This window comes from Bradyrhizobium sp. USDA 3311 (assembly GCF_054062495.1).
In genome coordinates this window covers 5,166,046-5,181,038 of record NZ_JBSSFI010000001.1, presented here as the reverse complement: position 1 = coordinate 5,181,038, position 14,993 = coordinate 5,166,046, and the positions used below count along the sequence as shown (strand labels likewise).

Here is a 14,993-nt window from a genome sequence, read left to right as displayed (position 1 = left end):
CCAGGCCTCGACGGCCGGGCGCCTACCAGTGGCGGCGATGCCAGCGCCGGCGACGCCAGCCCCAGTGGCGGTGGCGCCAGCCCCAGTGATGGCCACGACCGTGCCAGTGCACCTGCTCGGGCTTGAGCTGCGCGGCTTCATCGCTGCTGGTGACCGCCGGATGAGCGTCCGGATTGCCTTGCGGCATACGGGGATCACCGAGCGGCTGCGGCGCCAGCGGCGCGGCCTGCGCGGCGGCGGTGAACGCGGCAGCTCCCGCCGCGGCACCGAATGCAAGTTTCAAAAAATTGCGGCGTTCCATGACATCTTCCTCTCAGGCACGCGTTGATGATGCCGAGCAAGTGTCGGGCCTGCGATATGAACTGCGGCTGAATCGTCCGTTCAGATTCGTTGCAAAGGCGACAGGAACTACTTCGCAAACTCCTGCGCCAGCACCAGCGTCTCGCGCGCCCGTTTCACGTCGGGACAGTCGCGGTTGAAATCGGCGACGAGCTTTTTCAGCGCGTCACCTCTAAGCATCGCCGCGAGCTTGGCCTCGTCGTCGAACTGATACATGGCCTGGTGCAGGGAGGGATCGTCCAGGCTCCAGAACCGCCAGGCCTTGGCTACGCCGAACGCCTTTACCGCGTCGGGCACGTGCGCGGTCTCGTACCATGTGTCGAAGGCGGCACGATTGCTGGCGTCGGTGACGGTGGCGCGGACGACGAAGAAGGCGGATGGCATCGACGTTTCCTCCTGTTGTTTTGGGGCGAGACTAACCGCTCAAGTCGCCGGCGACAAAAAGAGTTGACACCGATGTCGGAACGCACGTCCCTCGCCCGTCCTATGCCTTGAGCAGCACTGGGAGACACCGCATGGCCGACCTCACCCTCACCACTTTCGACTGGGTTCCCGAGATGCCCAGGGGTTTCGTGCGCGACCTCCGTGTGCGCTGGGCTCTCGAAGAGGCCGCCTTACCGTACCGCGTCGCGAGCGTGCCCTTCGGCCCGCGGGACGCCGCGCATTTCGCGCACCAGCCCTTCGGCCAGGTGCCGTGGCTGACCGACGGCGACCTCTCGATCTTCGAGAGCGGCGCGATCCTGCTGCATCTGGGCGAGCGCAGCGCGAAGCTGATGCCGACCGATCCGCGCGGCCGTAACGAGGCGACGACGTGGGTGTTCGCGGCGCTCAATTCGGTGGAGATGCCCGCCCTGCCCTGGACGATGTTCAAGTTCACCGGCAGTGACGATGGCTCACCTGCCGTGAAGTTCGTCGACGACTTCCTCAAGCTCCGCCTCAAGCACATGGAGCCGGTGCTCGCCGGCCGCGAATGGCTGGCGGGCTCCTTCTCCGTCGCCGACATCCTGATGTCGGACGTGCTGCGCGTCGTCGATCGCTTCGATGGGTTGGCGGCACATCCGGCTTGTCGCGACTACGTCGCGCGCGCCACGGGCCGCCCGGCCTTCGCCAAGGCCCGCGCCGACCAGATGGCGCATTTTGCTGCGGCGGATGAGGCACGCTAACGCAGACGGATTAGCGAAGCGCAATCCGCCAATGTCCGCCTCAACAAAATTGGTGGGTTACGCCCAGCGAACTGCGCTTCGCGCAGTCGCCCACCCTACGCGCTCAACCTGTTCCACCCTGGCTTCTAGTTCTGCGAACGCGTAAACGGGACAAACCGCACGAGGGCGACGGCGCGCGTCGTCGTCTTGCCAGGAGCGATTTTTTCGACGACCGTGAGCTGCTGGGTGCCGTAACCGGGGCCCACCGGCATGACGAGTCGGCCACCTACTTTAAGCTGCTCGATCAGCGGCGGCGGTGGCTCCCCGAGCGCGGCAGTCACGACGACTGCGTCAAAAGGACCACATTCGGGCCAGCCATCGTAGCCATCGCCAAGCCTGACGCTCACGTTGTCATACGCGAGGTCCCTTAGTGTTTTCGCGGCGGTCTCGGCCAATTGCGGGATGATCTCGATGCTGCAGACCTTTCGCGCGAGCTGCGCGAGGATGGCGGCCTGGTAGCCCGAACCGGTACCGACTTCGAGCACAACGTGATCGGGCGCGACCTCGGCCAACTGGGTCATCAAGGCCACAATGTACGGCTGCGATATGGTCTGGCCGAGGCCGATTGGTATCGGTCTATCGGCGTATGCGATAGAGCAAGATTGCTCAGGGATGAACAGGTGGCGTTTCGTTTGCGCCATGGCCTCAAGGACCTTCTCCGACAGGCCTTGCTGTCCCAAAACACCGGCAGCGGACCGGGCGTAGGCCCGGATGGCCTCGACCATGGCGGCGCGTTCGCGGACGCATTGTGCGTCCTGTGCGGTCGCTTCCCACGCGACGACACCCATGGCGACCACGAGCAGTGGCAAGACCTTCATGATCGTGCGCTCTCCAAGAGGGACACAATTCACGTCGACCGTTTGAGCGCTTACCCTGCGCGTAAGATCCGACCTCGCCCCGCATGCGAGGCGAGGTTTGCTTAAGCTCAGGTGCCCTCGAACTTGAACGACACGTTGAGTTTAGCGCGATAGGCCTCTACTTTTCCTTTGGCGTCCAGCTGAATATCGAGCTTGACGACCTCTGCGACACGAAGGTCACGAAGAGATTTTGCAGCCTGCTCGACCGCGTTGGCGGCGGCCTTTTCCCAGGAATCGTTGCTGGTGCCGATCAGTTCTATGACCTTGTAGACGCTCTCAGGCATGTCGTCCTCCCGTTCGGTATGAAGCAGGAAGCAGGTGCTCCCTGCCACAGTCGAGCCTAGCACGATATCGGCGCTGAAAGGACGCCACGATCGCAGGGCGCACCAAGGTCCATCGAGACTAGGCTTTGGCTCGGTCCTCGCAGTCCTCCCAAGATCCAGCGCGCCCGCGACGGCCATTGCCCCGACGACGGCAATCAGAATGCCTGGCAGCCGCTTGTTGCTCTCGAGCAGAAGGATCACCGTCAGCGTGCCGAGCCCGAGCCCAAGGGCTACCCAGCTTGTCTTTCCTTCGGTGATTGCACCGGCGATCGCCCACAGGCTCCGCAGAGGTCCTTCGCTTTCGATCGTAAAGCCGAACAGCTTTGGCAGTTGACTGATCAATACGGTCAATGCAATTCCGTTCATGTAACCGTGGCGTATGGGCTTGGAGAGAAGTTCGGTTACAAAGCCCAGGCGTAGAATGCCTGCCAGAATACATGCCGTGCCGGAAACGATTGCCATCATGCCGGCCAAGGTTATGGCGCGCATGGGATCGCCACCCGACAATGGACCGACAACACCCACGATACAATGGCTGCCAGAGCCGAGTCTGGTCCTAGGACGAGGATGCGGCTTGGACCGAACAGCGCGTAAGCGAGGAGCGCTGTGATCGTTGCGTATGGACCCTGGATACCGGGCAAGCCCGACGCCTCCGCATAGGCAATGCCAACCGGGACCAGCATTGTCGCCAATACGAATCCAGCGAAGATATCGTGCGAATGCCACTTCCCTTGATATCGACGAAGGGTGCCAAGACCTGGTAACCAGCGGGTCCAATGATCCATTGCCCCTCCCAACCCGGTCGGACTCGGCTCATTGAGCCCGCGCCGCAACAACGTCGCGGTAGCCCGTTAGCCCGTATTCCTGACCGCTTCAGCTAGCATGGCGTAAAGCTGGTGCTTGCTGAATTCCTTGGGCTGCTTGTTTGTTGTCTTCCGCGACACCTTCTTGGCTGCCGGTTGGGCACAGGCAACCAACAACGCCGGCTCTCGCTTCCGGACCGACCTTATCTTGGGTTTTGCTGTTGGCGGCTTGTGGCCACGCGTCAGGCCCAAGCGAGTTAGCCTGCCGCAGACAGCGTTACGGCTACACCCGAGACGGCGCGCGATCTGCGCGGCACTCTGTCCTTGGACCCAGAGTTTTTTGAGCAGCGCTACGTCTTTCGCATCCCAACTCATGGGAGATATTGTACGCCAACTGCCATCCACTTTTCTAGTCTTCGTCCGGCTCGCGTACGACCGCCGGTTCGTCGTCGTCCCCCTCCTCTTCTCCCTCCTCGTCCTCGTCCTCGTCCTCTTCATCGTCATCAGGATCCCGGGGCGGCATCTTGCTGCCCTTGATCACAAAGCGACTCCAATCCATCAAGCCGGTGGGAAATTCTTCGGGGATGTTTTGCTTCATGGTGTTGCTCCTCGGGTCTGGAGCTTGAGAGCGCCGGCGATTAATGTGCCGGGCATCTTGCGGTTGTGGGTTCGACGGTCTTGTCGATGCAGGCCCGCCGCTTCGGCTGCATCCAGCCACTACAGCTTGTAGCCGATCTTTCGCAGCAGGTCTTTCCGCCACGCAATGTCCTCGTCGGTTTCGACACCCAGCGGTGAGGCGCCATCCACCACCCCGAGCACGCCGCAGCCCTGCTCCGTTTGCGCGACGATCACTTGTGTGGGGTTGGCCGTCGCGCAGTAGATGCGGCAGACCTCCGGCGCCGCACGCACCGCAGCCAGCACGTTGACTGGAAAGAATCCGTCGCCCAGGAAGATCAGGAATGTATGGCCGGCGCCGATGGCCATTGCGTTGTCGCGTGCAAGCGCGATCGCGGCTTCGTCGTTCCCCGACCAGCGCACCAGCCGCTTGCCGGAGGCCTCGCAGAAGGCCAGCCCGAAGCGGATGCCCGGAACTGCGCCCACCAGCGCCTCATGGAGGTCTTCCACAGTCTTGATGAAATGCGACTGGCCGAAGATGAAGTTGGTTGCGTCCGGCTTGACGATCGGCACCACGGTGAGTTCCATGGCTGCACTCCTTCAAGGTCCCAACGCTTTTCATGGTAGGCCACCAGAAGGCAATTGCAAGCGGCCAGAGACAGCCGATTTCGCGCCGGAAGCCACTGGCAGCGATGCAAGGGACGGGCGAAGCTGGGGCAGTGAACAAAGGTGCCGAACGGCCGGCGCGTCACACCAGCTTCATCGGCGCATCGGCAACCACGCGCAGGTCGATCCTGCCGATCAGCCGAGATCGAAGCGCCTCCGCATCACCGATCGCGCTCTCCGTCTGCCGCAACGTGCTGACATTCGAGCCAAGTGACACGATCCCGCCCAGCACCAGAGCGATTGATCCGAGCGCGGCGGTCTGACCTGTCCCAAACAGGCCGAGGATCGCGACCAACAGCAGCGCGCCCCCACCGCCGATGGCGATCTTGGACGCGAGAATGTACTTCCGGCACCGCTCGGCAATCTCGGCGAGCCGCTCGATCCGATCTTCGATCTGTGAAATTTCGTCGGTCGGATCGTGTTCGGTCATCGGATCTTGATCGAGGATGCCAAATCAGAGGCGTAGCCAGTAGCCCGCATGAGCGAAGCGACATGCGGGACTCTTGAGTGGAAAACCGGATGTCGCCTCGCTCATCCAGGCTACGAGATCTTACAACGGCAAATTGTCGTGCTTCTTCGCCGGCATTTCCACCTTCTTGTCCTTCAGCATCGCCAGCGCCCGCGCGATGCGCCTGCGGGTCGAGTGCGGCATGATGACGTCGTCGATGTAGCCGCGCTCGGCGGCGATGAAGGGTGACAGGAAGCGGTCTTCGTATTCCTTGGTGCGCGCCGCGATCTTGTCGGGGTCGCCGATATCGCCGCGGAAGATGATCTCGACCGCGCCCTTGGCGCCCATCACGGCGATCTGGGCGGTCGGCCAGGCGTAGTTCATGTCGGCGCCGATCTCCTTGGAGGCCATGACGTCGAAGGCGCCGCCATAGGCCTTGCGGGTGATGATGGTCACCAGCGGCACGGTGCACTGCGAATAGGCGAACAGCAGTTTCGCGCCGTGCTTGATCAGGCCGCCATATTCCTGCGCGGTGCCCGGCAGGAAGCCCGGCACGTCGACGAAGGTGACGATCGGGATGTTGAAGGCATCACAGAAGCGGACGAAGCGCGCGGCCTTGCGCGAGGCGTCGCTGTCGAGCACGCCGGCCAGCACCATCGGCTGGTTGGCGACGAAGCCGACGGTGCGGCCCGCGATGCGGCCGAAGCCGGTGACGATGTTCTTGGCGAAGGCTTCCGCGATCTCGAAGAAGTCGCCCTCGTCCACGACCTTGAGGATCAGTTCCTTCATGTCGTAGGGCTTGTTCGGATTGTCGGGGATCAGCGTGTCCAGCGACATGTCCACGCGGCCGATGTCGTCGAAGCTCGGCCATTCCGGCACGCCGTCGGTGTTGTTGGACGGCAGGAAGTCGATCAGGCGCCGCATCTGCAGCAGCGTCTCGACGTCGTTCTCGAAGGCGCCGTCGGCGATCGAGGAGCGCGTGGCGTGCACCGAGGCGCCGCCGAGCTCCTCGGCGGTGACGACTTCGTTGGTGACGGTCTTCACCACGTCGGGGCCCGTGACGAACATGTAGCTGGTGTTCTTCACCATGAAGATGAAGTCGGTCATCGCCGGCGAATAGACGTCGCCGCCGGCGCAGGGACCCATGATGACCGAGATCTGCGGGATCACGCCGGAGGCAAGCACGTTGCGGCGGAACACGTAGGAATAGCCGGCGAGCGCGGCGACGCCCTCCTGGATACGGGCACCGCCCGCGTCGTAGAGGCCGATGATGGGCGCCCGCGCCTTCATCGCCATGTCCTGGAGTTTTGTAATTTTCAGCGCATGGGTTTCAGAGAGCGACCCGCCGAACACCGTAAAATCCTTGGCAAAGACAAACGTCTTGCGGCCATTGACGGTGCCCCAGCCGGTGACGACGCCGTCGCCGGGCACCTTGGTCTTCTCCATGCCGAACTCGGTGGAGCGGTGCTCGACGAACATGTCGAACTCCTCGAACGATCCCTTGTCGAGCAGGAGCTCGATGCGCTCGCGCGCGGTCAGCTTGCCGCGGGCGTGCTGCGCCTCGATGCGCTTCTCCCCGCCGCCGAGCTTTGCGCCGGCACGACGATCTTCAAGGGCGTCCAGGATATGTTTCATTTGCTCCCGCCAGTTCTTAGCCTAAATGCGATTGCCGGGGGTTCTAACACGGCATTTTGCGGGCCGGGAAGCGGCTTTCGGGCCCGCAGGGCTGCCTTGCCGCAGCGGGAAAGCGCAAGGAATTACAGAGTTTTGCCTGGGAGGCGACGATGGACCAAGGAACGGCCGAGACCGGCACTGTGACGGGCGGTGTCAACATCCTGCTGCGGCTGGAGGGCCTGACGCTGTTTGCAGGCATGGTGGTGCTCTACTGGGCCTGGGACGGCTCCTGGCTCGTCTTTGCCCTGCTCTTTTTCGTCCCCGATCTGAGCTTCCTGGCATACCTCTCGGGCGCCAGGTTCGGCGCGCTGGTCTACAACGCCGCCCACAGCTACATGGCGCCGGTGGCGCTGCTGACGCTGGGCTTCGGCCTCGCCTCGCCGCTCACCTTGTCCATCGCCTTGATCTGGCTGGCCCATATCGGCATCGACCGGGCGCTGGGCTATGGCCTGAAATATTCAGCCGGGTTCGGCTTTACCCATCTCGGGCGGATTGGCCGGCAGAAGGACGCCTGATCCCGCGCGCGACTTGGCGGCGGGAGGGTCGATTTTGTCCGTGCTGGTCGGTTGACCCGGCGCGGCGATTCAGGCTTGCTCCAGGCTTACGATCAGGCGCCGAATGTTGCGTGAGCCCAGTCGGTACGGCGGCGGTCCTCACGTCTGACTGCAAGCATCACCTCATGTCCGCGACGGTCGTCCCCCTGCCGCCGAACTCGTCGTCCGAAACCGTCGACTTCCTGCGGCGCATGGCCAGCATGGTGTCAGGGCGGAACGGCGAGATGCTGCTGCGTGCCGCAAGCCTGATCGAGTCCCTGACGCAGCGGGCGATGTCAGCCGAGCGGCTCTATCATCAGCAGCATGAAGAGAACAGACGCCATGTCGAGCTGCGCGAAGCCGCCGAGCTTGCCTCCGACGCCATGGTCAGCCAGATCGAGGCGCTGCGGGCGCAGTTGACCGAGGTGACGGCGGCTGCGGCGGCCGAGCGTGCGGCGTTCGATGCCGAGCGCGGCAAGCTGCTCGGCCTGATGCAGGACGCGGAAAGCCACATCGGGAAGCTCAGCACCGAGCTGGAGACGCTGCGTGCCTCCGTCGACAGCTTCAACGAGACCGCGGTCTCCGTGCCGATCGAGGTGCTGCGGCTGGCGCGGACGCAGTTCGACTATCTCTCCAGCGGCTTTGCCAGAAGCGGCGACGTGATCTCGCAGGCCATGAGCGAGATCGGCGGCTTTGCCATCGACCAGGCGCTGACGACCAACAAGACGGCCGAAAAGGCCTGAGGCCGCCGCGCGCCAAATTGACAGCGCGCGGGCCTGTTGTTCTACTACAAAAAAAATCAGGGAGAATCCGATGCCGAGGGCATTCCGCGCCGCTGCCGCGCTCATCGCGCTTTGCGTCTCAGCCGCGTTCGCCAACGCGCAATCCCTTCCCAGGGAAGTCGCCACCCGCGCCGAGATCTACCCGATCCCCTCGCTCACCCTCTCCGACCAGCAATTTTTGAGCGGCGATGCGGCCGCCGGCAAGGCGGTGACGGTTGCCGGCGAATTCCGCGTTGCGCAGGGCACCGGCAAGCTCCCGGTCGTGGTGCTGATGCACGGCTCCAGCGGCGTCGGCGCCACCACGGAAGCCTGGGTCCACGCCTTCAACGCCATGGGCATCTCGACCTTCGTGATCGACGGCTTTACCGGCCGCGGACTGACGGTGGTCGGACCGAACCAGGCCCTGCTCGGCCGGCTCAACCTGATCGTCGACATCTACCGCTCGCTCGAGATTCTGGCGAAGCATCCCCGCGTCGACCCCGACCGCATCGTGCTGATGGGCTTTTCGCGCGGCGGACAGGCAACGCTCTATGCGAGCCTCGACCGCTTCAACAAGCTCTGGAACAAGTCCGGCATCCAGTTCGCCGCCTACATCCCGTTCTATCCGGATTGCTCGACGAGCTACGCCGGCGATACCGAGGTCGCGGCACGCCCGATCCGCATCTTCCACGGCACGCCTGATGACTACAACCCCGTGAAGAGCTGCAAGGCCTTCGTCGAGCGGCTCAGGACCGCCGGGCGCGACGTGGTGCTGACCGAATACCCCGATAGTGCGCACGGCTTCGACAGCGGCCTGCTCGGGGTCGCCACCGTGGCTGTCTCCGCCAACGCGCAGACCGTGCGCAATTGCCAGATCAGGGAAGGCGACGGCGGCGTGCTGATGAACGCCAGCACGCAAGCGCCCTTCACCTACAAGGATTTCTGCGTCGAGCTCAATCCGCATGTCGGCGGCAATCCCGCAACCGCCGTGGAGTCGCGCAAGGCTGTGGAGGAATTTTTGCAGGCGCTGTTCAGGCTGGGCTGAGAGGGTCTGGTCCGCACGCGATACCGTAGGGTGGGCAAAGCGAAGCGTGCCCACCAACTACAGGTGACCGTATCGAGAGATGGTGGGCACGGCGCTACGCGCCTTTGCCCACCCTACGGCATCGCTGCGCTCGCAATGCAGATCAGCGCGGTTGCGCTCAGACGGCGCCGATCTCGGCAAGGCAGGCTTGCGTCACCGGCATGCGCTCGCCGACGAGGCGCGGCTCGGTGCAATCCATGTTGAGCGCAAACACGGTGTGCGCCTCGCCCTTCTCGGCCCAGCCGACCATCCAGCCCAGCGACGGATCGCCGCGCTCGGCGCCCAAGAGGCCGGACTTGGCGCGGATGACGCTATCGCCGACCTTGGTCACCGGCAGGATATCAGCGACGAGATCCTGGCTGCGTTTGGAGATCGGCAGCGCGCGGCGCCGCAGCCGGTCGACGAAATCGATCTGCTCGACCGGATCGATGCGCAAATTTCCGGTGAGCCAGAACTGGTCGATGCCGCCGCCGATGTCGCGATTGCCGTAGTCGAGCAGGTCGACGTATTTCTGCATGCGCTCCTGCCCGATGCGGCGCGCGATCTCCTGATAGACCGGCACCGCACTGACCGCGATGGCACTGCGCAGCGTGTGATCCTTGTTCCACGCTTCGATTCCGCGCTTCACGCCGTCCCAGGGGAACACGTCCTTGTCAGGATCGGCAACCACGCCGGTCTCCAGCGCAATCAGCGAGTTCGGGATCTTGAAGGTCGAGGCCGGCAGCTTCCCCTCGCCCGAGCGCTCCTTGTCGCTGGCGACGATCAGATAGTCCTCGACCTTGTAGCCGACGAAGGTGCCTGATGTGCCGAGATCGGTGAAGCGTTTTGCCAGGCTGTCGCGGATCTCATTGCGCGGCGGCGCGACATGGGCGAACGCGCGCGACGGCAGGATCGCGGCGGCAGTGAGAAGGCCGAGGGTGGAACGGCGGGTGAGCAAGGGCGATGTCCGTTGAACTGAGAAATGCCACGCGACCATGCAGCCGCTATCGTGGTGAAACGATGACAGCGCGTCAGCGCCCCCGGCCCGACAGCCGCAGCACGAACACCAGCACTTCGGCGACGGCCTTGTAGAGATCCGGAGGGATCTCCTCGCCGAGCTCGACCTTGGACAACGCGCCGGCCAGGATCTCGTTCTCCTCGATGGGGATGTCGTTGGCCTTGGCGATCTCGACGATTTTTTCGCCGATCGTGCCCTTGCCCTTGGCGACGACCACAGGCGCGCCAGAGCCCTTCTCGTAATGCAGCGCAATCGCGAGCTTGGACGGATCACTCATGTGGCGCGGTCCAGGAAGTGGCCGGCGCGGGCCGGTGCCGGCTGCGGCGGCGTGCCGTCGCGCACCACGATGTCGCCGGGCTTGAGCTCGGCCCTGGTCATCGCCTGGCTGAGCTCACCGATTCCGGCGCGGAGCTGTTGCGCGGTCGCCGGCCGCTCCGCCCACATTCGCACGAAGGTCTTGTCGCCGTTCAGCGTGATCAGCGCATGCACCGGGCCGGCCGGCTCGACATTGAGCGTGAAGCGCGCGCGCCAGGCGCGCTTGGTTGGATCGGTGGATTCGTTACCGCCGTCGCGCGAGATCTCGAACTGCGCCATGGCGGTGCCCTGCGGCGTCGCAAAGGGAATCTCGAAATTCCACTGCGGCACGGCCGGATCGACGCGATGGCCGGAGGCATCGGTGCGATCGGGGAGCGAGGCGACCTGGAGCAACGTCTGCCGCGCGATCGCGGCATTGGTGTCGTCGAGCAGGCGGTGCACGGTCGCGGCCAGCGGCGTATCCGGCGCGAGCGACGGCGAGGCGATGGACTGCGGCGACGGCAGCGCGCCGCGGAACGGCGGTGGCGTCCCGCGCGCGGCGGCCTCGAAGATGTGGCCATCGGGCACCGCCTTGTTCGAGCCCGGCACGTTGCCGATCATGCGCGGCAGGTTTTGCGTGACCTCCTGCAGGAGGCTCGCAGCAAGGCCTGCGGACATGGTTCGCGGGCCCGCCGTCTGCGGCGCCGCGCCCGCCATGTCGGCCAGCACGGCGGCTGCGAGCACAGCGCCGCGCGGCGGTTGCGTCGGCTGGGCGATCTCCGTATCGGGCGACGGGGATGCCGCTTGCGCGGCCGCGCCCGCCGCCTGAAGTGCGGATGCTGCGGTCTGCGGTGTGGTCGTGACGCTTGTCGGCGGCGCGGCGGCTTGCGCCGGTGCCTGCGGCACGCCGGTCTCGCGCACGCCTGAGGTCGCGGCCAGCGTCTGGCGCAGCACCAGCAGCGCCGCCTTCAGGTCCGGCACGGCGCCTGGCGACGGCGTCGCGCCCGCGGCCAGTGAAGCCTCGAGAAACAGGCCGGACTTCTGGAAGGCGGATTCGATGTCGCCGCCATCGAGCTGAGTATTGAGCGGCGTCTGCTGCGCCAGCACGTCGAGCACCGCCTGCTTCAATCCCGCCGGCAGATCGCTGCCGGCCACGACGGAGGCGAGATTGGCGAACAGCGGCGCCTGGCTGCCCTGCTTGCTCGCGGCCTCCGCCGAAGCCATTGTGACAGCAACCTGCTCCGATGGCGTCAAGGTGTTGCGGGCGGCGCTTGCGGACGGCGCGAGCGGCGGGCTCTCTACCAGCGAAGCCGCGGCCGGCGTCAGCGTGATCTGATCGGCAGTTGCCTCGCCTGCCCCGTTGACGACGGCGAGCCGGATCGTGCCGTCGTTCTGCGACACCGCGAGCTGAAGATTTTGTCCAGGCGACAGCGCGACTTCCGACATCACGTCGAGGGAGAGGTTTGCGATCGCGATCCGCACCAGATTGTCGGCGAGCACGCTGACCACTCTGGCGTCGACGACGCTGCCGGCCTGAAGCACGAGATCGGGCGTCGCCGCATCAGCCACGGGGCTGGCAGCACTGACGGGAACGATCGAGCTTATCGGCGTCGGCATCTCGGGGGCCCAGGAAACGCTGGTCCCACCCTAAGGCCGCCCTCGTAAACCTCTCGTTAAGGACCTTTGACCGCAGGCACCTTCACCGCGTCTAGAACCGCCACGGCAGCCTCGAAATCCCGCGCGCGGGCGGCCCGGCGTGCCGCGGCTTCCTCGTCCACGCCCCATTGGTCGGTGTTCCAGTCCTCGTCGACATGGGCGGCGACCCAGACCTGGTCGGCCCCGCGCACGCCATGGGCCAGGGCCAGCGCCAGCAACGCCGAGCCAGTCAGGGTCGTCACCACATGGAGCGCCGCGACCGACCAGGCATCCCCGGGCAGTGCCGCGCGGGCGGCCCGAATGGCCTCGTCCGGCTGCTTCACATGCATGATGCCCTCGGACAGGATGAAATGCGCGCCCAGCGACTCCGCGGCCCAGAACAGCACGGGGTCCCAATGCGTGGCCTCGCGGGCCACGAGCGCCTCGGGATGGCCGGCGCGATAGAACAGCAGGTCGGACTCGAAATATTTCGCAAGGTCGTCGCTGACGAGCTCGACGCGGTCGACCACGCCCTCGACCACGCTGTTGGCGATCCGCGTCAGCGGCATGGTCACGGGATCGATCGTCTCGCCCTGGGCCGCCCATTCGGCGGCGACCGCATCGGCCAGCGCGCGCGAGGGGATCACGACCTGGCGGCCGGACGGCGTGCGGATCGGCCTGCCGTCGAGTGTGATGGCGAAGCCGCCTTCGGCCTCGGCGACGCCGGCCTCCTTGTAGAAGCGCTTGCGCTGCGGCGTGCGCGCGGACTGGCGGGCCGATTCCCGCGGATCGCGCGGAGGCTGGCCCGCAGCTTCATCGAACAATTCACGCATCTTGGGTTTTCGGTCTCCGCGGCTGGATGCTAGGCTTTTAAGCTAAGACCTGTGGCCGATAAAGCGAGCGGCGGGCATGAGGGAACTTACGGGCATTGTCGCCCTATATGCGGGACTTGGACTGGCCGCGGCGGAGGCAGGCTTTCGTAGCCCGGAATCGCTGGTTCGCAATGTCTACGCCCATTACGGCCAGGGCGCGCCGGAACTGTCAAAAGGCCTGCCGCGGGATGGCGCCACCGCCCGGCAGTTCTTCGATTTCCCGCTGCGCAAGGCCTGGAGCACGCCGAGGGCCGAGCCCTATGATTTCCTGGTGCAGAGCCCGAGCTGGAAGCTCGGCCCGGTCGCGATCGCGGTGGCCCGCAGGCAATACGACAAGACCTATGTCGCGGCGAATTTCGACAATCACGGCCGCCGGGTGACGCTGAACTTCATCCTCGTCAACGGACCCGAGGGCTGGCTGATCACCGATGTCGAGAGCTCGCACGACAGCTTGCGGATGTTTCTGGAACAGTTCCGGAATTGAGGGGGTAAGCCGCTTACCAAACACCTGATGTCGTCCTGGCGAAGGCCAGGACCCATACCGCGTGATCTATCGATCGCGAGAGGTCGGAATACCAAACGAGGAGTCTTCGCCAAACCCCTCCCTTGGGTAATGGGTCCTGGCTTTCGCCAGGACGACGTCGCGGAAACTCCCTAGCCTACGGATTCACTATTCCTCAGGCGCGTTCTCGATCGGATCAAACCGGCTTGCATCGAGCCCGAGCAGATTCCACGACTGTTGCATGTGCGGCGGCAGCGGGGCGGTGGCGTCGATCACGCCGCCGCGCGGATGCGGAATGACGATGCGGCGCGCCAGCAGATGCAGCCGGTTTTGCAGGCCGCCTGGCAGCTGCCAGTTCTCGATGCTGAAATATTTGGGATCGCCGACGATGGGATGGCCGATATGCTCCATATGTGCGCGGAGCTGGTGGGTGCGGCCCGTCACCGGCTTCAGCGACACCCAGGTCAGCTTGTTGCCGGCGGTCTCGACCACGGCGTAATAGGTCACCGCGTGGCTCGCGCCCTCATCGCCGTGCTGGGCGATGCGCATGATGGTGTCGTCCTCGCTCTCCTCTTTCGCGAGAAAGGTCGAGATGCGGCCCTGCTTCGGCTTCGGCAGCCCCGGCACCAGCGCCCAATAGACCTTTCGCGCCGACCGCGAGCGGAACGCGCCGGTCAGGTGCGAAGCAGCGAAACGGGTCTTCGCGATCAGGAGGCAGCCCGACGTGTCCTTGTCGATCCGGTGCACAAGCCGCGGCTTCTGCCCCTTGGAGTCGCGCATCACCTCCAGCATCTGGTCGATGTGCCGCGTCGTGCCGGAGCCGCCCTGCACCGCAAGCCCAAACGGCTTGTTAAGCACGAGGACGTCGTCGTCCTCGTAGATCGTCATCTCCTGCAGCGCCTTGAGCGTCTTCTGCGCAGCCTCCGAGAGCTCGCCGACGGCCTTGGGCGCGTCGAGCTTCAGCGGCGGGATGCGGACGCTCTGCCCCTCCTCCAGCCGGTCCTTGCTGTCGACGCGCTTGCCGTCGACGCGGAGCTCACCTTTGCGGACGACGCGCTGGATGTGGGAGAACGACAGGCCGGGAAAGCGCGCCTCGAGGAAGCGATCGACCCGCATGTTGTTCTCGTCGGCGGTCACGGTGACGGTCTGCACCTTGGTCGGCAGCAGCGCCTCGACCGGCTTTTCGGGCGCAGGCCTTTCCTGTGCAGCAGCCTTGGGCGGCCGCCGCTCGGCGCGCTCGCCCGCAAAGCGCGGCGGCTTCGTCCCCGGCTTGCCACCCGGCCGCGGTCCCGCTTTCTTTGCGGTGCGCGCCTTGAACGGACGCGAATCGTCGCGCTCGTCACGCGAACGGGGCTTTGGATTCATTCTCTTGATGCGGCGGCTCATGG

20 protein-coding genes are annotated in these 14,993 nt (G+C 65.0%); 5 read left to right on the top strand and 15 right to left on the bottom strand.

Annotation, left to right across the window (positions count from 1 at the left end; translation table 11 throughout):
* Window positions 1–22 precede the first annotated feature (22 nt).
* Window positions 23–301, bottom strand: coding sequence for a twin-arginine translocation signal domain-containing protein (locus ACVWW6_RS24660; RefSeq protein WP_028171411.1), 279 nt, complete (start codon window positions 299–301; stop codon window positions 23–25).
* Between the two features lie 107 nt (window positions 302–408).
* Complete coding sequence (locus tag ACVWW6_RS24655; RefSeq protein WP_404522038.1) at window positions 409–723, bottom strand: hypothetical protein; 315 nt, start codon at window positions 721–723, stop codon at window positions 409–411.
* Window positions 724–854: 131 nt separating this feature from the next.
* Here ACVWW6_RS24655 and ACVWW6_RS24650 point away from each other — a divergent pair, with 131 nt between their 5' ends.
* Window positions 855–1,502: a glutathione S-transferase family protein gene (locus tag ACVWW6_RS24650; RefSeq protein WP_271611986.1), complete on the top strand. Its 648-nt coding sequence runs from the start codon at window positions 855–857 to the stop codon at window positions 1,500–1,502.
* A 125-nt stretch (window positions 1,503–1,627) separates the two neighbouring features.
* On the opposite strand, the gene ACVWW6_RS24645 is transcribed toward ACVWW6_RS24650, so the two are convergent.
* The 8 genes from ACVWW6_RS24645 to ACVWW6_RS24610 all read right to left on the bottom strand — a co-directional run bounded on the left by ACVWW6_RS24645 (window position 1,628) and on the right by ACVWW6_RS24610 (window position 6,888).
* Window positions 1,628–2,359 (bottom strand): protein-L-isoaspartate(D-aspartate) O-methyltransferase, encoded by a 732-nt coding sequence (locus ACVWW6_RS24645; RefSeq protein ID WP_049832389.1) that lies wholly within the window; start codon window positions 2,357–2,359, stop codon window positions 1,628–1,630.
* Between the two features lie 107 nt (window positions 2,360–2,466).
* Window positions 2,467–3,210 (bottom strand): dodecin domain-containing protein, encoded by a 744-nt coding sequence (locus ACVWW6_RS24640; RefSeq protein WP_082757080.1) that lies wholly within the window; start codon window positions 3,208–3,210, stop codon window positions 2,467–2,469.
* Window positions 3,198–3,404: a SulP family inorganic anion transporter gene (locus ACVWW6_RS24635; protein ID WP_371740544.1), complete on the bottom strand. Its 207-nt coding sequence runs from the start codon at window positions 3,402–3,404 to the stop codon at window positions 3,198–3,200. Before ACVWW6_RS24635 ends, ACVWW6_RS24640 begins: the two co-directional genes overlap by 13 nt.
* A gap of 168 nt (window positions 3,405–3,572) precedes the next feature.
* Window positions 3,573–3,899, bottom strand: coding sequence for a GcrA family cell cycle regulator (locus ACVWW6_RS24630; protein WP_038967071.1), 327 nt, complete (start codon window positions 3,897–3,899; stop codon window positions 3,573–3,575).
* 34 nt (window positions 3,900–3,933) lie between these two features.
* Window positions 3,934–4,122, bottom strand: coding sequence for a hypothetical protein (locus ACVWW6_RS24625; RefSeq protein WP_092192722.1), 189 nt, complete (start codon window positions 4,120–4,122; stop codon window positions 3,934–3,936).
* 119 nt (window positions 4,123–4,241) lie between these two features.
* The gene (locus ACVWW6_RS24620; protein ID WP_011088110.1) at window positions 4,242–4,727 is read right to left on the bottom strand and encodes an adenosine-specific kinase; all 486 of its coding nucleotides are present in this window, start codon (window positions 4,725–4,727) and stop codon (window positions 4,242–4,244) included.
* Window positions 4,728–4,887: 160 nt separating this feature from the next.
* A complete protein-coding gene (locus ACVWW6_RS24615) occupies window positions 4,888–5,235 on the bottom strand; it encodes a hypothetical protein (protein ID WP_011088111.1) in 348 nt (115 codons plus the stop codon).
* Between the two features lie 120 nt (window positions 5,236–5,355).
* A complete protein-coding gene (locus tag ACVWW6_RS24610) occupies window positions 5,356–6,888 on the bottom strand; it encodes an acyl-CoA carboxylase subunit beta (protein ID WP_028171407.1) in 1,533 nt (510 codons plus the stop codon).
* 149 nt (window positions 6,889–7,037) lie between these two features.
* Between ACVWW6_RS24610 and ACVWW6_RS24605 the strand changes: the two genes are divergently transcribed.
* The 3 genes from ACVWW6_RS24605 (at window position 7,038) to ACVWW6_RS24595 (ending at window position 9,266) form a co-directional block, all read left to right on the top strand.
* A complete protein-coding gene (locus ACVWW6_RS24605; protein WP_011088113.1) occupies window positions 7,038–7,442 on the top strand; it encodes a DUF4260 domain-containing protein in 405 nt (134 codons plus the stop codon).
* A gap of 164 nt (window positions 7,443–7,606) precedes the next feature.
* Complete coding sequence (locus ACVWW6_RS24600) at window positions 7,607–8,203, top strand: hypothetical protein (protein WP_182871950.1); 597 nt, start codon at window positions 7,607–7,609, stop codon at window positions 8,201–8,203.
* Window positions 8,204–8,273: 70 nt separating this feature from the next.
* Window positions 8,274–9,266 (top strand): dienelactone hydrolase family protein, encoded by a 993-nt coding sequence (locus tag ACVWW6_RS24595; protein ID WP_456681505.1) that lies wholly within the window; start codon window positions 8,274–8,276, stop codon window positions 9,264–9,266.
* Window positions 9,267–9,423: 157 nt separating this feature from the next.
* Here the strand turns inward: ACVWW6_RS24595 and blaOXA are convergent, their stop codons facing one another.
* From blaOXA to ACVWW6_RS24575, 4 genes are all read right to left on the bottom strand, one after another.
* The gene (blaOXA, locus tag ACVWW6_RS24590; protein ID WP_456681504.1) at window positions 9,424–10,242 is read right to left on the bottom strand and encodes a class D beta-lactamase; all 819 of its coding nucleotides are present in this window, start codon (window positions 10,240–10,242) and stop codon (window positions 9,424–9,426) included.
* Between the two features lie 73 nt (window positions 10,243–10,315).
* Window positions 10,316–10,579: an EscU/YscU/HrcU family type III secretion system export apparatus switch protein gene (locus ACVWW6_RS24585; protein WP_011088117.1), complete on the bottom strand. Its 264-nt coding sequence runs from the start codon at window positions 10,577–10,579 to the stop codon at window positions 10,316–10,318.
* Entirely contained in the window at window positions 10,576–12,213 is a 1,638-nt protein-coding gene (gene fliK / locus ACVWW6_RS24580) for a flagellar hook-length control protein FliK (protein ID WP_456681503.1), read from the bottom strand. The genes ACVWW6_RS24585 and fliK overlap by 4 nt, the downstream gene beginning before the upstream one ends.
* Window positions 12,214–12,269: 56 nt before the next feature.
* On the bottom strand, window positions 12,270–13,064 hold the full coding sequence (locus ACVWW6_RS24575) for an ATP12 family chaperone protein (protein ID WP_456681502.1): 795 nt from the start codon (window positions 13,062–13,064) through the stop codon (window positions 12,270–12,272).
* A 76-nt stretch (window positions 13,065–13,140) separates the two neighbouring features.
* Here ACVWW6_RS24575 and ACVWW6_RS24570 point away from each other — a divergent pair, with 76 nt between their 5' ends.
* A complete protein-coding gene (locus ACVWW6_RS24570; protein WP_028171400.1) occupies window positions 13,141–13,587 on the top strand; it encodes a hypothetical protein in 447 nt (148 codons plus the stop codon).
* Between the two features lie 186 nt (window positions 13,588–13,773).
* Here the strand turns inward: ACVWW6_RS24570 and ACVWW6_RS24565 are convergent, their stop codons facing one another.
* Window positions 13,774–14,991, bottom strand: coding sequence for an RluA family pseudouridine synthase (locus tag ACVWW6_RS24565; RefSeq protein WP_161534568.1), 1,218 nt, complete (start codon window positions 14,989–14,991; stop codon window positions 13,774–13,776).
* Window positions 14,992–14,993 lie beyond the last annotated feature (2 nt).

Bases quoted from the DNA above. Each gene is read 5' to 3' on its own strand.
- ACVWW6_RS24570 (WP_028171400.1), top strand. From the start codon at position 13,141: ATGAGGGAACTTACGGGCATTGTCGCCCTATATGCGGGACTTGGACTG.
- ACVWW6_RS24600 (WP_182871950.1), top strand. From the start codon at position 7,607: ATGTCCGCGACGGTCGTCCCCCTGCCGCCGAACTCGTCGTCCGAAACC.
- ACVWW6_RS24630 (WP_038967071.1), bottom strand. From the start codon at position 3,899: ATGAGTTGGGATGCGAAAGACGTAGCGCTGCTCAAAAAACTCTGGGTC.
- ACVWW6_RS24660 (WP_028171411.1), bottom strand. From the start codon at position 301: ATGGAACGCCGCAATTTTTTGAAACTTGCATTCGGTGCCGCGGCGGGA.
- ACVWW6_RS24625 (WP_092192722.1), bottom strand. From the start codon at position 4,122: ATGAAGCAAAACATCCCCGAAGAATTTCCCACCGGCTTGATGGATTGG.
- ACVWW6_RS24585 (WP_011088117.1), bottom strand. From the start codon at position 10,579: ATGAGTGATCCGTCCAAGCTCGCGATTGCGCTGCATTACGAGAAGGGC.
- ACVWW6_RS24620 (WP_011088110.1), bottom strand. From the start codon at position 4,727: ATGGAACTCACCGTGGTGCCGATCGTCAAGCCGGACGCAACCAACTTC.
- ACVWW6_RS24635 (WP_371740544.1), bottom strand. From the start codon at position 3,404: ATGCTGGTCCCGGTTGGCATTGCCTATGCGGAGGCGTCGGGCTTGCCC.
- ACVWW6_RS24645 (WP_049832389.1), bottom strand. From the start codon at position 2,359: ATGAAGGTCTTGCCACTGCTCGTGGTCGCCATGGGTGTCGTCGCGTGG.
- fliK (WP_456681503.1), bottom strand. From the start codon at position 12,213: ATGCCGACGCCGATAAGCTCGATCGTTCCCGTCAGTGCTGCCAGCCCC.
- ACVWW6_RS24650 (WP_271611986.1), top strand. From the start codon at position 855: ATGGCCGACCTCACCCTCACCACTTTCGACTGGGTTCCCGAGATGCCC.
- ACVWW6_RS24610 (WP_028171407.1), bottom strand. From the start codon at position 6,888: ATGAAACATATCCTGGACGCCCTTGAAGATCGTCGTGCCGGCGCAAAG.
- ACVWW6_RS24565 (WP_161534568.1), bottom strand. From the start codon at position 14,991: ATGAGCCGCCGCATCAAGAGAATGAATCCAAAGCCCCGTTCGCGTGAC.
- ACVWW6_RS24595 (WP_456681505.1), top strand. From the start codon at position 8,274: ATGCCGAGGGCATTCCGCGCCGCTGCCGCGCTCATCGCGCTTTGCGTC.
- ACVWW6_RS24640 (WP_082757080.1), bottom strand. From the start codon at position 3,210: ATGCGCGCCATAACCTTGGCCGGCATGATGGCAATCGTTTCCGGCACG.
- ACVWW6_RS24605 (WP_011088113.1), top strand. From the start codon at position 7,038: ATGGACCAAGGAACGGCCGAGACCGGCACTGTGACGGGCGGTGTCAAC.
- ACVWW6_RS24655 (WP_404522038.1), bottom strand. From the start codon at position 723: ATGCCATCCGCCTTCTTCGTCGTCCGCGCCACCGTCACCGACGCCAGC.
- ACVWW6_RS24615 (WP_011088111.1), bottom strand. From the start codon at position 5,235: ATGACCGAACACGATCCGACCGACGAAATTTCACAGATCGAAGATCGG.
- ACVWW6_RS24575 (WP_456681502.1), bottom strand. From the start codon at position 13,064: ATGCGTGAATTGTTCGATGAAGCTGCGGGCCAGCCTCCGCGCGATCCG.